Below are 15279 nucleotides of genomic sequence, written 5' to 3'. Positions count from 1 at the left end.
AGTGGACATCCAGGCTTATCTGATGCGCTACAACCTCAAGCGCCTCCACAGCTACAACGGCTATGAAACGCCAGTAGCCATGGAGGAAAAGCTCAAGGCAGCGGCATGAACCTTAACCGGTGTCCAAAATTACTTGACCAGTTCATCTAGGCTCGTATATTGAGTGCCGTTACGCACCACTACGCGGGCATTTCCTTTCGTGCCGTGTAGCAATCTCTTGCTGCTCAGCTGCAGCCATGAACCGGAGCCCGACATGCCTTCAACACCCTGAGCATGTGCATTTGTAGCCAGGGCGCAGGCAAAAACCACCAGTGCTGCCAACTGCTTAGTTCTCGACACCAAAATCTCCTTCCGGTTTATCCAGACGCTCGGAAAAGTACCGAACTCGGATAAACGCTACCACTTGGCTGGTTACGTTTCATTCGGATCCAGAGTAGATACTGACCTTAGCGCAAGAACGGGTGTGCGAGCTTAATGCGACGGCTGTGGGAGGCCGGCACCGTGAAAACGCCGGCCGCCAGTTCACAGGATTGCGCAGAACATCAATCCTGCATTCAACTAGGAAACGTCCAGGCAGCACCTGCCCAATCGAGGTTTTCAGGTATCAGGAACTGATTGCTTAACTCGGCCAGCCTTTTGTTGGCTACCTCATGGGCAGCTTGGAAAAGAGCCTTGGACGCAGGTACCGAAGCTATTTGTGAGCTGAAATTCGCGGGCGTCATCAACCAGTTACTAGCCTCTGGAGCGTTCACCTTGACTCCCCCCTGCCCGGCCAGAATGGTTACAAACTCCTGACGCACACGATTCCCCTGCGGGCCTTGCCAGCGCAGCATCGCTCCCAACAATGCGCCATCTTCCTTACCTAGACTCGGTGCGCAAACAGATCCTGCCAGGCCATCAAAGTCATACAAACATGCTTTGGCAAGCAGGTATTGCATCAATCGCGAGGTCAAATCCAACATCTGGATCTCTGGACGACGAGCAGCGAGTTCCCTGTCAACGGTGACATCCATACGCGACGAAGTTCTTCTGCTGCGTCCAAGCTCCTGCATGACCAGGTCAGGCAAGCGAATTCGCAAGAGGCGCGGTTCGTTGCTAGGAACAGAAATTTCAATACCTAGCTGGCCGAACATGCCTGTGACGAAGCTTTGGAGATGATCGATGGTGATTGCCACCTGATCACCCAATTCGTTGATGTCATTCGTCGCAGCGTGGGCGAAGATTTCTCTTTGCTTCTCCGCAGCTCGCTTGGCTTCCTCCAGTGCCGCGTCAATGCGCTCACTGGTGCGTTCGATGCCCAGCTTCGTTGCTTGCTGAAGGATGTCGTCCACATCGATGAGATCCACCAATTCACCGAGAATTTCATCCTTCAGGCCCTCGTTGAACTCATGATGCTGAACCTCGGCCAAATCATGAACAACGCTATCGATACGCTCATACATCAGGTCAACGATTTCCTGATCAAGGCTATCGGACTGCTGGATGTTGAACACTACGACCTTCATCTTCTGCCCGTAGCGATACAACCTACCAATCCGCTGGACTAGGCGCATGGGGTTCCAGGGCAGGTCATAGTTCACCATCATGTGGCACTGTCTCTGCAGGTTGATACCCTCACCACCCGCCTCGGTGGAAATGAGGAACCGACCCTGCGTCTCGAATTGAGCGATCGCCTCTCGACGCTCTACGTGCTGCATGGAGCCATTGATGAGCGCTACTTTGTCATCACCAAACCGGGCCGCCAATGCATCCCTGAGATAGCGCTGTGTGGTTCGGTACTCGGTGAAAATCAGCACCTTCTCTTCAGGGTTTTTCTTATTGATTGGCCCGATGACCTTGTCGAGAAACTCCGTGAGCTTCAAATCATTCGTCATGAGTACCGCAGCGTCATCGATGAGCTGCTTGAGGAGCTGAATCTCCCCTGCGAAGAACTCTTCTGCCTCACCACTGACCTGCTCTTCCCACTCACCCACATAGCGCTGATCATCCGGGGTACTGGGTATCGTGTCGCCGTCAAAGTTGTCCAGCAATCGCTGAAGCCGATTCCGAAGAGCCTGGTGGATCGCGGCAGCACTGGACACGGCAAGTTTGCGGTACACCGTCATCACAAAACCAATGGCATTACCTGTCTGACCTAAAGCCTCGCCTGCGGCATACCCCTTGCGCAGGTAGTGCTGCAGGGTCTGGTCGAAGTCAATCGACTCCTGGCTGCTGGACACCTGCAGCGCAGAGGTAATTTTGCCTTCAAAAATGAAGCGTCCCTCTGCATCTGTAACGTCTGCCTTGTGATTGCGGTAAACCATGTCACGCAGAATCTCGGGCTTGAGGCTGAGCATTTGAAGTTCTTCCCGCCGTTCCGGGCGCAGCAACTCAAGCAATGCTACGAACTTGTCCTGCATACCCTGGTGAGGAGTAGCGCTGAGAAGCAGCATGTGCTCTGTTCGGCTCCGAAGGGCTTTTGCAAGATCGTAGCGCTCAGAGCTGTCGAACTTCAGGCCGTACTGCCGGCGACTGAGTCGGTGACCCTCATCGAAGATGACCAAATCCCAAGGCTCTGCCTGGAGCAGACTTTCGAGGTGGTCAGGCTGCTTGAGGCGATCCAACGACCCGATCACGCAATCGTGCATCTTCCACTGGCGTGGCTCATTGACGAAGAAATCCTCATGATAAATCTCAAAGTCTTCGAGTTTGAATTTGTAGTACAGCTCGTCTTGCCATTGCTTGGTTAACCCCGCGGGTGTGATCAGCAGGATGCGCTTCACACGCTTTCGCTGGAGCAGTGCGTGAAGCAGCATGCCCGTTTCAATCGTTTTGCCCAGACCTACGTCATCCGCGATCAACCAGCTCAGGTTGTTGGATGCCAGGATGTGGTGCACCAGGTTGATTTGATGAGGCAGCGGGTCAATTTCCAGGTGAGACAAGGATCCCGTGTTCTCATTCCAAACCTTGATCGCATGAGCGAGCAATCGCAGTCGCACACGTTCAGCATCCGGCTCTGCTCCCATCTGAGCGGTCACAAACCGATGTTTGACGCCCTTAACCTGTCGTAGGTATTGGTACGGCAGCCAGTGTCGCTCTCCCTTCTCAGGGAAATCCACGAGCGCTTGCTCGCTGCCAGCCAGGTCTCTGAGCTGCATGATCGCTCCCAGGCCTAGCGAACGAACACCTGTGCCGGGCGTCGCGTCGAGAACGTCTTGGCCATTCACAAATCCCGACTGCAGGACATCAGAATCAACGATGCTCGCACTCCCCGCTCGAATCCAGTGAACCTGGGTCTTGCCAGTCTCAGGGATTACCATCCTGACAACGCCAATCTCTTCTTGGCCACTGGGGCTAAAGCGCTTAACCCAACATCCCTGCACGTGAGTAAGTGTAAGCGGCGTCATGAGGTACTCCCTGTGAGTCCAATTTACGAGTGGTTTGGCATTGGCCAACTGAGGACCGGCCTGTATCGCCTTTTTGAATAGCAGCGTTGACCATTACTGTATTGGTCATCCGCGAGTCTCCTGCGCTTCAAGCTCCGAGGTAGTAGTGTCTGCCTGGGCATCGGAGCGAGCATCACTGCCATCCAGTTCAGCTGGCAGATCGCTTTGTTTTTGAGTCGACGCGACGTCTTCACCTTCCTCCGCTTTAAGGGGGAGATCGCTGAAGTAGCAGCTCGGTTCTTGCGGATCTTTGATCTGCGGTACGCCATATGCCTGAAGCTTCCGGAGACCTCTCATCCCCAGATCATTAGGAATACCGAGATCGCTGTACTCTTCTTCGGGGCGTTGATAGGGCGAATCAAAATTCCCCAACTGACGTGCGGGAAGGACGCCATCGATATCACCAAACCGGTACCACAGGTACCTTGCGAAGGCTTTGAATACCCGTCTCAGCGTTGCGTTTTCGTACCAGTACTCAAAAAGCTGCTCCAGGAGTACATCGATCTCTTCTACCTGTGGAATCGACTCAAATGAACGGACAATCATCAGCGCCGTACGCCAAGACAACGCGTGGTAGGACAGGCGTGTGCTGCCGGTACTATCGAATGCGATCCAGTACAGATCGTTGTCAGCCCATATGACCTTGATGTGCGCAGCGAGCACGAGCTCCTCAGGAGTCAGCCCTTCATCGATTGCTCGCTCCAATGCCACCCGGGTCGCGCCCCACCCACTCATGACGTAAATCTGTTGAATCAGGGGAAGCGTTCCATGCGGCCAATCGTACTTGTACACGAGCTCTACGGCCTTTTGCTTCGCACGCTCCTCACGCGTTATCCGATCCTCTAATTCGCCCCCTGCCGACTCGACCTGGTACTTGTCGTTATCAAACACGGTGTCTGGGTCGAATTCAAAGAAAGCGAACTCGTCCTCAGAGTCCTGCCAGTAGTCACTGTCTCTTTGGGATTTGTCATCCCGTCCTTTCGTGGTGCCATACAGTTCTAGCTCGGCCAATTCCGCTGCGAGGTTTGGGTCAAAGTCGATATCTTCCGAGTACGGTTCGGCCCCCATTCCAGCAGAGTCATCCCCCCCGTCAATCTGGTCTAGGCAGAACGCATCAAGGTCACGGGAATCAGACAATGCACCAGTCACAGGTACGTCGGTGAAGAAACGGCTCAATGGTTCTGTTGAGGCATCTGCTTCGGCCTCGGGAGCTGGCTCAGTGGGAAGCTCCAAGGGTGCTTTTTCAGTACTATCGACTGATGAAGTCGACCATGGGGTAGGGTCTGGCCTGTCGATACTGTGACCTTGTGTACAACTATCGCTATCGGGCGTGCTTACCCTCGCTCGGTTCAAGCTCAGTCTATGTTTGGGTTCCTTCGAACCAGCCCCTTGATATGGCTGCTCCCCGCTGCAGACGCCACCCACATCGCGACCACTCGGTCTAATGGCAGGATCTACACGGATGCTGGCGTTGTTAGCTTGTGTACTGCCATCGCTATCAGGCGTCTCAACCCTCGTTGGGTTCAAGCTGAGTCGGCGCTTGGGTTCCTCCGTGCCCGTCGTTCGATGCGGCTGTACCGCGTTGCCGGCGTCATCCACATCACTACCATTCCGTCTAATGGTCGGATCCACCCGGACACTCGCGTTGCCAGTTTGAAAATGCCGTAGCTCAACGGTCTCGTCTTCCAGAGGGGCAAATTGACGCGCATTCTCCTGGATGAAATCCAAATCGGCTGCGCTTGGATGGTGATGGTCTGGACTCATGGTGCGATCAAGGACGAACGCGCCTTGCTGACGCCGAATAGCGTCAGCTGATTGCATAGCTCTAGCCCCTTCTAAGGGGCGGTGCTGGAGTGTGTAGACCCGCCCCAACAGTGTCAGATAGTCAGGGTCTTGGCCCTCCTCCAGCGCATCCAGGAGTAAACGCTCAGCAGCCTGAAGGTCAGAAGTGGCTACTAGGCCGGTGAGCTCTCTCAAGAGCGAGCCCTTGTTCCTGGCCCGTGCCGCTGATCCCCCGCTGCTAAGTCGCCCGATACGCAGTGTACGAAGCCGCTCCTGAAGTCGATGGAGTACGCCCTGTCGTGTAGCGATTCCGCTGATCACAGATTTCAAGGCCGCATGCTCGGACAACCGCAGGTGCGAACTAAGCGCCTCCAGCTCACTATCTCTGGCTAGCCCCTCGAACAGCAACTGGATTGCGGCCTCCGCAGTCCCTTGCTCCGAAGCCATGTAATCCCGCAGGTCGTCCAACAGTTGATTGCAATCCATTGCTCTACTCTCACTCTGCCACAACACAAAACTGTGAGCTATTACGCACTTTAGCTGCCCTTCGAGGATCAAGCAGAGCTGTCTGGGTGCTCATAGGGCGATCAGGCTGCGGATTCAGCATGCCGCCCTGGTTGACCGGGCTCCGGGGTCTTGTGCCAGGAACGAGATGACAACCTAAAACTAGGTCTCAGTTGCGTTTGCTCCAAACCACAATCCGCTTGGCTTCAGGTTTAACGGCCCCCACAAAACCTCTTTTAGCCAGGGCATCGATCAGTCGGCGATCTACATCATGAGCCGGGAAGTTCACGCGCCGCTTTTTGAGTAACGCCAGATAATCCTCGCCAGCAAGCGGCAACACGACAACCGTCTCCAGCCAACTGCAGCCCATCGAGAGTGCATGGATCAGCATGTTGATCCTTTGTTCTCTAGAGAGCGTCCCGGCCGGGAGCAGCTTCAGCATTGTCGGGAGGTAGGCCATCGGGAATCGCAATCCATCACGTGTCGCGCGAACACACGCTCTAGCCAATGCTTCAACGGCACCTTCGCACGTATCGTAGGCATCCTCGGGAATGCCCGACCATATCTCGATCTCTTCAGCTGTCGAGCACACTTCTGCGTTGCTCAGCTCAAGGGCCAACGACACCGGTAATGCCGACATGTCCATCTGTTCTCGGGCAAGGCTCCACCGGCGGATGAGGTAGGCGCCTAGGTACGTGAACGCATGTTCGGCAATGAACGCCCTGATATCTGCCCGATACTCGACCATGTCACTATTGACGAACATGATCCACCGGTTGCGAGGCGTCGCGGTGTCCATGACAACGCCTGGGCTCAACACGACCTTCGAGAAAAGCGTGCGAAGGGTTGCATTGTCGACTTGCGGCGCACGAATGAGGAAAGTCTGCAAACCATCGTTGCGACTCGCGTCCTGCCATAGTTCTTCAGCCAGGTCTTGAGCGTTGTACTTGAGGAAATCAACGAATGTAGCCAGTGCCGACTCACCCAAATCGACGAAGTCTTCGGATTCTTTATCAGCTACAAGCGCACGATTGAAGTACGTCCAAGCCGCATCACCAACAGGGTGAACACGTCCCGCCATCAGGATCTTCGACCATAACGAGGTCGGTACCGCGTCAAGGTCAGTCACGCTGCAAGATGTCTGTTCGAGCAATACCTCAAGTGTGTAGGGTTCGCTCTGGCAAAGTCCGAACAAGGCCACGAGCGATTCCGGTGTCTCTTCGAGCGACCCCTCTTGGCTTACGAGCTGCGCCACGAAACCGTCCGGATCCTCCTCGATCATGCTGTCCAGGCCAGTGAGTTCCAGTTTGCTGAGCCGATGGTACGTGACCCTATCGCTCTGATTCCGTGGATCCAGCGTCTGGCAGAGCAACTGGAGCATTTTAAGGTTCAATGCCAAGCAACCCCATTCCACCATTTGCCGCAGATCTGCGGCCGTGGCACTTGCATCAAGGCTGGAGAATTGTGCCGGCAGCTCCCTGACCCACCTCCATCCGCTCTGATTACTCGCAAGCTTCGCGGCAATAACCGACGCCTCACGAAGCTCACTGATGGCCTTCCTCAGTACGCGAGGCTTATCGTCGAGCGTTTGCATCTCCTTGGGTGCCAGAACATCCAGAAGCGCAACGAGGTACTGCTGACGCAGGACGGGGGCTTTAAACCGATCATGGTTCAGCAGCAAAGGGATGAGGTCGCGATCTGCGCCATACATGGCTCTCATAAGTGCCGTGGCTTGCCACCGAGGAGTAATCGATGCAACGGCCTCGGCGAATCGCTCCGTGTAATCATGACCACTTCGGAGGATCATGCGAAGCTTGTCCTTCCTAGCAACCGCGTCATCCTTGTGCATATGCAAAAGCTCTTGGATGAGATCAACCATGATGCCGCGCCCATCAGCTACCGAATCCAGATCCAGCTTTCTGACCACAAGCTCCGGATTATGTATTGGGGTGGTTACATCGTACTCCTCACCCCGAACCAGTCCCATGATGAGGTTCTTGTCAGATTGGGTGAGTGAGCCCTCATAGAAATAGCCGAGGTAATCGACATAATCAGTGTCGAAAAAACCGCGGTGAACCAAAAAGACTATGAGCTCCAACCCCTTCAGACGCTTCGCCACTTCACTGCCGTACCCCATGGATACGATCTGTCGGAAACCCGCTGTTTTGAGACGCTGCACCTTGCTACGGTTCGTTTCAAGTTGCTCATCCAGCTCATCAAGCGAGGTCTGGAAGCGTTTCAGGCGCTCATCGTATCGAGCCTGCTGTAACGCCTTTATAGTCTGGAACCCCTGCCCGCCTTCGCTCCAGGGGGATGGTGTCATCATTACCGCCGTCCTAGACGCCTCAACCTGGGAAAAAGCGGAGTCAGAAACAAAGTCGATTAGCGAAAAAGTGGCACCTGTATCGAGTCGAACCTGGCTTGCAGTGGGTTTATTCCCAAGTTTGATAAGCTCGTACCAGACACAGGTACGCAGTTGTTGCAGGTTGTCAGCCACCTCGTCCTCGCGCCTCACGCGCTGATCTTTGAGGGTTTTAGCTGCCGTTTCGAGCAGCTTGACTTCGGCTGTTACCCACGCCGCATAGCCCTCGATGACCCCATAGATCGCGCCCCTTCGCTTGACCAAGTCAGCATAGGCATTAGGGTGTAGGTTTCGAATAGCAACCATGGCAAAAAGCTTGTTGGGATCTAGCTCCAGTCCGTCCTTGGCCAGTACATTTGCGTAGACGTCATACTCGTTAACGATGTTCTTGATCAGCCGCATTTCGTCGATGTAGTAGCAAACCGACTCAATGAGCTTGAGGTTCAAGCCATCATCCAGTGGTTTGCCGGCCACCTGTCGCGCCTTCATGAGCTCGACCAGCTTTTCCCTGGAGTTCTCGGAGTTAATCACAGGGATGATGGGGATGATGAGGTCGAAGAACTTCGTCTTGTCCGTGACCGTGAACAGCTCGTCACGGATGGCGTAGACGAAATGGACAGAACGCCTGACCTGAGGTGATCGCTGGATGATGAAGTTGATCTCTCGCAGCCTGAAGAAGATATCCTGGATGTCAAAGCGATCCAGGTCTTCAATGACCACTACGTTGATATCACTGCGCTCGAAGCAATAGATGATCTCGTCGACGTTCTTATGAAGCACCGAACCATGGTGAGTCGCCTCAAGCTTGCCTCCCTTGAGAGTCAGACCATCGATAGTGAACAGGGACATGAACCTCAACCCCGAGTACATGAGATAGACAGCACCAATGGCCACGCCAGCCAATGCTGCAGACTCGGGAACAACCATCAAGCCCTTGATCAACCATTCCAGTGACACGGTTTTTATCATCGCAAGCTTGGGCACATAGAGCCTCAAGGCGCAGACGGCAAGTAGAGTAAGCCCGAGGGTGCGTATGCTGATGCTGAAGGTTGAGGCCTGAGCAATCCGCTTCAGGCGAGTCTTGGGCACTTTCGCTGCGGGCACCGCGTAGAGCAGTTGCTGGACGATGGTCTCTTCAATGCGATTGACCAGGTCGACATCGCCTGGTGTGTGCTCGCCCCCAGTAGCAGCCAGGCCCTCAGGTTCCGAGTCAGGCTCGGAAGGTTGACCACTAGGCTGAGGTGTCAAACCCGAGGTGGGTTTACTGAAGGTCGCTAGAGACACATAGGTGTGGTTGAACTGTGGATGATTGCTGAAGAATGTCTTCAGCACGCTGCTCTTACCAGCGCCATAGCTACCTGTGAGCGCGATGTTCAGAACATCGGGGTTTTCCAGGGCACGTAGCAGCTCGCGTTCATACCGAGCCGATCGGCCATCCGTGACAATGATGGGGGTCAACGGCTCAAAGAAAGGATCAACGTTGCCGCCCTGACGCTGGGTGGATAGCACTCTCCACGCAGCTTTCCCTCCAACCACAACTGCTTCCCACGCCAGCCCTAAGCGATTTTTGATAGCTCCCCGCATCTACCCGATTCCATGCAATGGCCTTCCGTGTCCCGCTGAGCAGGCGAATGACCGCTAATAATCCAATCGATGCAGCAGTGACGCTGCGCCAAAATCCAATAGCGGCTATATGCCATATTCGGTGGGTAAACACCACGAAAGCACCGATGGGAGAGATAGGTACGAAGCACCGACACCCAAAGCTCACAGCTCCAGATCTCCACCAAGCACTTAAGGATTTGAAGGGCAGATCTGTGAGTGCATGCTTCTGCGAGCACATCAGACCTTTTGGGCATCGTAGGGCTGCAGTAAAAACCTTACTCTCCTTGGCAGCGTTCTAGTCGACGAATTTCCCGGGCGCTGCCCGAGGAGTACGTCGAGAACAAAATGACCATTTGGGCGATTGGCCAGTAAAGCTAGGGAGGCGACATGAGCGATCAGGTGATCCAGGATGCAAATGAAATCGCGTACTTCATCGACGAGTCTGGAAACACAGGAGACCTGATTCTTGGTGGTGACACCTTGAGCTACGGGGGGCAGCCCTACTTTGGCTTGGGATGCCTGGGCATCAGAGACTTGAAGAAGTTTGAAGCTGATATTAATATCCTGAAGGGTAAGCATCGCATACAAGCCAACGACCTCAAATCGACAAAAATCTATAAGAGCAAACCCGCATTCGTACTTGACCTAGTCAAGCTGATTGCCAAGCAGCAAATCCCATTCTTCATCGAATTAGTAGAAAAGAAGTTTTTCGCCGCGACCAACCTTGTTTACTACCTTGTGTGGCCACCCTATTTTTCCGGCTCTGAAAGTGAAAAGCTGGATTTCATCCGCACGGTGTTTGCGCAGATACTTACCAAGGAGGCACCAAACGAGGTTTTCAGCCTGTATTTCAAGGCGTGCCAAAGCCAGAAAAAGGACGATCTGCTACGGGCCTTCGCGCGCATCCTTGATTTCGCTCGCGCAGGGAAGACGCCTCAACACGGCGCCATGGCTGAGTCAATCATTGAAACAATGGATGATTTTCAGATCATGCTGACAAAGGAATCGTCAGAGGAGAATGCCGTGCGCCGGTTCTTACCTATGCCGGATCCTGGGAAGAAGGGAAAGGAGGTATGGATACTGCCGAACTACTCCTCGCTCACCAATATGTACGCCCGAATCAACCATGCTCACGATGGTCAGATCAAACGAGTGAAAATGATTCATGACGTTCAGACTCAATTTGACGACATATTGTTTGCGGCAAAGAAAGCTGCTGAGAACGCGACACCTGAGCGAGAAGTGTCTTCCGTCGCAAACTACCAGTTCCTGCAGCAAGCTGAGCTGTCGATCGAACGCTCCGAGGATTCTGTAGGCATCCAGGCTGCAGATATTCTCACCGGTTTTGTCGTGCGCTACGCTCAAGATCGGATTGTTCACAAGGTCGAGCCCGCTCCAGAGCTATCAATGGCTTTCCACCTCTTGGCCAATGCAGAGGACGAAACGAAGGGTTACGGGGTGAATTACGTCTGGTGCCATAACTCCTTAACAATGCCAGCATGACGCCGTATTGATCCGATGGGGTTCACCTGCTGTCCTGAGTAATTGCGCTGTTGAACTCGATCAGGCTGCGAAAGCCCCCTGCTCCCTTGCGATCCAGGCGATGGCCCACGATTCCAAACGCGCGAGGGCCTAGGCTTTGTATGAAAACCTTTGAAATGTCGCCAGCGCCTCTGGAGGCCGGATTTTACGTAGAGTTCTCGCCTTTTAGGCGAAGGATTCTGCGGTGCCCAAGCGCTACGAACTTTCCGACGCAGACTGGGATTTAGTCGCTGATCTTTTTACAGCTTATCGACGTACCGGACGCCCAAGAGTCGATGATCGCTTGATGTTGAATGGCGTGTTGTGGGTACTTTGCTCCGGTGCGGCATGGCGAGACATGCCAGAGCGATTCGGCCCTTGGTCCACTGTCTATCAGCGCTTTCGAGATTGGCGAAATCAGGGCACCTTCAACAAGATGCTCAAACGTCTGCACGTCAAACTCAACGCCTGATCGACCTGGACACCTGGTGCATTGACTCAACGGCAGTCAAAGCGACCCGAGCCTCATCTGGGGCAGGCAAAAAAGGGGGGGCGGAAGAACCGGCGGACCACGCACTTGGGAGAAGTCGGGGTGGGCTAACAACGAAAATTCACATGGTCTGCGACACTCGAGGTGTGCCGCTGCACTTCATCCTTTCGGGCGGACAAGCCAGCGATATCTCCCACGCCCAACCGTTGCTGGACGGCGTCCACATTCCCACTGAACGAGGTAGGCCGCGCAAGCGATGCCGCAAGCTGATTGCTGACAAGGGCTACGACGCGGAGTCTCTCCGGCAGTACTGTGACCGCTATCGCATGCAACCTGTGATTCCCTATCGGGTCATGAAACGCAAACCTAAACCGGGTTTGCCGCGCCTATTCGATAAACCCAAGTATCGCGAACGGAACGTTATCGAGCGGCTATTTTGCTGGTTGAAAGAGCATCGCCGTCTGGCGACCCGTTACTGCAAGCTCGCGAAAAGCTATGCGGCGATGGTCACGCTGGCCTGCTGGCGGCGGTGTCTAAGACATTACCTTTCGTACAGAACCTAATCATTACTTCCCCAGTATGCGTTAACCATTCATTACTTCAATAGAATGGAACTGAAGCTTTCAACCAATGCTCTCCTTATTTGGCAGAAAAAACCTGGAACTGACTGATAAGTAATCCAAATGACTGAATTGTTTTTGTCGCAAGCTTTGCTTCAACGTACTGTGAACTGCGCAACCACTTCATCCGACGACATGACATCGGCATATTCGCTCCCGAGTATCGCCAAGGTCAGCTCATGAACGGTTGCAGCGTCCCAGCGCTTTCCATTCGGCCCGACGACGGGCACGGCTGTCGTGGCGTCTGACGGAAGAATAATGCTGTACCCCAGCGCTTTTCCCGCACGGACTGTGGCGTCCATGCTGTTATGAATGACCACACCCGTCAGCACCAACCGGTTAACCCGCATTCTCCCAAGCGTGGCGTCGAGCTCGGTACCAATGAATGCGCAGTTCTCCTGTTTGATAATGACGGCTTCACCCGCGATCGGAGCAACTTCTTTCTTGATGCCATTCCACGGGCCATTGACGTAATAGCTGGATGTGGTTGTCCGCTCATCGTGCTTCACGTGTACAACAGGCCAGCCATTTGACCGCCAGAGCGCCAGCAGTCGCTGGATCGCTGCCAGATACCCAGGATTGCTTTTACCATCCCAGTTCGGGCGATCAATGGCATCTTGTACGTCAAGGATTACAAGGGGCACAGGGCTGGATTGGTCCATCATCCGATTTGAGGTCCTTTAGTTGGCGATCAGCCCGAGTGTGCTGCAACAAGATTCCACCAGCAACCGCCACCGTTTAGGTTCACATCAGGCAATAGAACTCACTGACCTCTGCAACGACTTTCCCTGTGCCGTCATACAGTCGTGCTTCCGGGTTCAAGGCAATCGAGCGAGCCTCGAGCACATAACGTTGCCCAGCTGTGAAATGGCCGTAATTGACGGTCAGATAGCATTCGCGTACCGAAGGCCCGCCCATCATGCTCATGCCGCCACCGCCGCTGGTTTCATAGTCGAACTTCACCACCAGCTCGTGACTGCCGGGCGTAACCTGGAAAAAACGTCCGTCTTCGAGGCGTTGCTTGTCCAGGCGCTCGGCCAGCAATACTCTGTCGTTGGGAAACGGAATCGACAAGTCGACCCAGGCCATCTCTGGGTTGGCGGTTGGCATCGGGGTCTGGCAGCCGGCAATAACACTGGCTGCGACCAGCAAGATCATCCTGCGCATGATCAGCACCTCAAGGGGCCATAAGATCAGCATAGCGTTATACAGCCATTGCTATCCCGCGCTCATTTCCACGTCAGGGCTCAAAGTACCCAGCCATGCCACCAGGGCAATGATGACGACGGCCATTGAAAGCTCGAGTGCCAGGCTCCGACGCAAGGCACTAACCGCAACCGAAAACTCGCCATTTCGCACCGAACGCTCCAGCAACGGGCTCAAATGAAAACGATTGAGCGCAGCCAGCGCGATCATTGCGCCAAACAACAGAGTTTTCATAAGCAGCAACGCACCATAGGTATTGAGCATGACGCCATCGATGCGTGGCCCAACGATAAAGAGGTAATTGATCGCGCCAGTGAGGCCGATGACGATCACGGTCACGGCGCCGACCGATTCAAAGCCAGTCAATACCCGAGCAAGAATCCGCGCCTCATGTTCGCCTTTCAGTGATTTGCAGCGAAGCAACAAAGCGAACGCCGCCAGTGCCCCGAGCCAAGTGCCCGCAGCCAGCAGATGGAGAACATCGCTGATGAGCTGCCAATAGCCACGACTCCCCTCGCCCATCGCCCCGTGGCCGGTCCACGCCAGGCTTGCCAGTGCAACGGCTCCAGACGCAGTGACGACCCACAGGCTGGCGGTCGCAAAGCGCCTGTATTGCCAGATGCCGACAACAGCGATAAGCAGTGCGGCAATGCGGACCAGCCAGCTCAGGCCGACATGAGTGCCTGTCAGGATCATCTGGAAAAAATGGTGATGCAGTTCCATGAAGCCCGACACACCGCTCATGGATTTCGCAAGAAGACCCAGCGCGGCCAAAGATAGCGCTATACCCAAGAGCGATGTGCCGTACAGGAGCGACTCAAAGCTCAAGACCGTGCCCGACGCCCTCTCCTTCCCCCTGAGGCTATACAAGCCAAAAAAAGCCAAACCAAACAGCAGCATCAAGTCGAGATACAGCGCGAAACGAACCACGATAGTCAGCGAGTCGCCCATGGATCATTTCACTTTGAAGGAAAAACTGCCGGTAATCGGGTGAGTGTCCGAAGAAACAGCGCGCCATTCGACCTTGTAAGTGCCCGTGGTCAAAGGCGCTGCAGGCGTGATGATCATCGTCTTCGGATCACCGCCCGCGGCAACGGCTGCCTGTACTCCCATGGGTGAATTCGGCATTCCCGGCATGTCGGTCATGATCAGTTTTGCCCCCGAGAACTGGGTCGTGAGTTGCTCGGAAAAGTGCAGCTCGATGGACGCAGGCGCCATGCCATCTGCACCTTCCGCCGGCGAGGATGAAAGGAGCTTGGGGTGTGCCTGGGCAACTGCGCTCAGGAACAACCCGGCGGTCAGCGCAAGTGTTACAGCGGTGGCTTTTTGGAATGGCATGCAAGGTTCCTCACAGCAAGCGCTGTCAGTTCGAGGTTTTTATAGGGAGTGGATATCGCGTCCGTGAAATCACTGAATCAGCGTCACGGTGCAGGTGCACGATGTCATAGGCGCAAGAAACGTGCGATTACATTTCAGTCAGCTTGAGAGGGGTCTGGCGTTGGACAGATTGGCTGCCAAGATACATATCAATTACGTATTGAGTAATGGCCGCTAGATGCAGGACGAAAGATTTGCAGCGTCTACAAGATCGAGCGCCGCCCGCGCGGCGCATCGCTGGCAAGCCAGCTCCCACATCTATGGTTACCCCCATTTCTGCAATACTGTAGCGAGATGTGCGTGAGTTTGGTTTGCGTCAATCTATACGGCGTCGTGTGGGAGGTCAGTCCCGCGCCTCGATGAAAGTCGCGCCCGACGAGCCTTAAT

Annotated in this window: 11 protein-coding genes; 3 read left to right on the top strand and 8 right to left on the bottom strand. The window is 54.6% G+C overall.

Annotated elements, in window-relative coordinates; all coding sequences use genetic code 11:
• Positions 1–129 precede the first annotated feature (129 nt).
• From RTH46_RS26020 to RTH46_RS26005, 4 genes are all read right to left on the bottom strand, one after another.
• Positions 130–339: a hypothetical protein gene (locus RTH46_RS26020; protein WP_316906955.1), complete on the bottom strand. Its 210-nt coding sequence runs from the start codon at positions 337–339 to the stop codon at positions 130–132.
• 215 nt (positions 340–554) lie between these two features.
• Positions 555–3386 carry a DEAD/DEAH box helicase gene (locus RTH46_RS26015; RefSeq protein WP_316906954.1) on the bottom strand — a complete coding sequence of 944 codons (2832 nt, stop codon included), beginning with the start codon at positions 3384–3386 and terminating at the stop codon, positions 555–557.
• A 105-nt stretch (positions 3387–3491) separates the two neighbouring features.
• Positions 3492–5246, bottom strand: a complete 1755-nt coding sequence (locus RTH46_RS26010) for a hypothetical protein (RefSeq protein ID WP_316906953.1) — start codon at positions 5244–5246, stop codon at positions 3492–3494.
• Positions 5247–5880: 634 nt separating this feature from the next.
• Positions 5881–9657 carry a hypothetical protein gene (locus RTH46_RS26005; protein ID WP_316906952.1) on the bottom strand — a complete coding sequence of 1259 codons (3777 nt, stop codon included), beginning with the start codon at positions 9655–9657 and terminating at the stop codon, positions 5881–5883.
• A 408-nt stretch (positions 9658–10065) separates the two neighbouring features.
• Here RTH46_RS26005 and RTH46_RS26000 point away from each other — a divergent pair, with 408 nt between their 5' ends.
• The 3 genes from RTH46_RS26000 (at position 10066) to RTH46_RS25990 (ending at position 12252) form a co-directional block, all read left to right on the top strand.
• Positions 10066–11181 carry a DUF3800 domain-containing protein gene (locus RTH46_RS26000; protein ID WP_316906951.1) on the top strand — a complete coding sequence of 372 codons (1116 nt, stop codon included), beginning with the start codon at positions 10066–10068 and terminating at the stop codon, positions 11179–11181.
• 223 nt (positions 11182–11404) lie between these two features.
• Complete coding sequence (locus RTH46_RS25995) at positions 11405–11671, top strand: transposase (protein ID WP_316906950.1); 267 nt, start codon at positions 11405–11407, stop codon at positions 11669–11671.
• Complete coding sequence (locus tag RTH46_RS25990) at positions 11578–12252, top strand: IS5 family transposase (protein WP_316906949.1); 675 nt, start codon at positions 11578–11580, stop codon at positions 12250–12252. Before RTH46_RS25995 ends, RTH46_RS25990 begins: the two co-directional genes overlap by 94 nt.
• Before the next feature lie 152 nt (positions 12253–12404).
• Here RTH46_RS25990 and RTH46_RS25985 read toward each other — a convergent pair whose 3' ends face one another.
• From RTH46_RS25985 to copC, 4 genes are all read right to left on the bottom strand, one after another.
• On the bottom strand, positions 12405–12974 hold the full coding sequence (locus RTH46_RS25985) for an isochorismatase family protein (RefSeq protein WP_316906948.1): 570 nt from the start codon (positions 12972–12974) through the stop codon (positions 12405–12407).
• A gap of 79 nt (positions 12975–13053) precedes the next feature.
• Complete coding sequence (locus RTH46_RS25980) at positions 13054–13476, bottom strand: hypothetical protein (protein WP_316906947.1); 423 nt, start codon at positions 13474–13476, stop codon at positions 13054–13056.
• Between the two features lie 51 nt (positions 13477–13527).
• Positions 13528–14466 carry a copper homeostasis membrane protein CopD gene (gene copD, locus RTH46_RS25975; RefSeq protein ID WP_316906946.1) on the bottom strand — a complete coding sequence of 313 codons (939 nt, stop codon included), beginning with the start codon at positions 14464–14466 and terminating at the stop codon, positions 13528–13530.
• A 3-nt stretch (positions 14467–14469) separates the two neighbouring features.
• Positions 14470–14853 (bottom strand): copper homeostasis periplasmic binding protein CopC, encoded by a 384-nt coding sequence (copC, locus tag RTH46_RS25970; protein WP_316906945.1) that lies wholly within the window; start codon positions 14851–14853, stop codon positions 14470–14472.
• Positions 14854–15279 lie beyond the last annotated feature (426 nt).

Source organism: Pseudomonas sp. zfem004 (assembly GCF_032621715.1).
GTDB lineage: Bacteria > Pseudomonadota > Gammaproteobacteria > Pseudomonadales > Pseudomonadaceae > Aquipseudomonas > Aquipseudomonas sichuanensis.
The sequence above is the reverse complement of the archived record's forward strand: the minus strand, read 5'-3'. Positions and strand labels throughout refer to the sequence as shown.

What these genes read in the sequence shown, in the direction of transcription:
- RTH46_RS26015 (WP_316906954.1), bottom strand. Translation starts at nt 3,386, where the DNA reads ATGACGCCGCTTACACTTACTCACGTGCAGGGATGTTGGGTTAAGCGC.
- copD (WP_316906946.1), bottom strand. Translation starts at nt 14,466, where the DNA reads ATGGGCGACTCGCTGACTATCGTGGTTCGTTTCGCGCTGTATCTCGAC.
- RTH46_RS26000 (WP_316906951.1), top strand. Translation starts at nt 10,066, where the DNA reads ATGAGCGATCAGGTGATCCAGGATGCAAATGAAATCGCGTACTTCATC.
- RTH46_RS25985 (WP_316906948.1), bottom strand. Translation starts at nt 12,974, where the DNA reads ATGATGGACCAATCCAGCCCTGTGCCCCTTGTAATCCTTGACGTACAA.
- RTH46_RS25980 (WP_316906947.1), bottom strand. Translation starts at nt 13,476, where the DNA reads ATGCGCAGGATGATCTTGCTGGTCGCAGCCAGTGTTATTGCCGGCTGC.
- copC (WP_316906945.1), bottom strand. Translation starts at nt 14,853, where the DNA reads ATGCCATTCCAAAAAGCCACCGCTGTAACACTTGCGCTGACCGCCGGG.
- RTH46_RS26005 (WP_316906952.1), bottom strand. Translation starts at nt 9,657, where the DNA reads ATGCGGGGAGCTATCAAAAATCGCTTAGGGCTGGCGTGGGAAGCAGTT.
- RTH46_RS26010 (WP_316906953.1), bottom strand. Translation starts at nt 5,246, where the DNA reads ATGCAATCAGCTGACGCTATTCGGCGTCAGCAAGGCGCGTTCGTCCTT.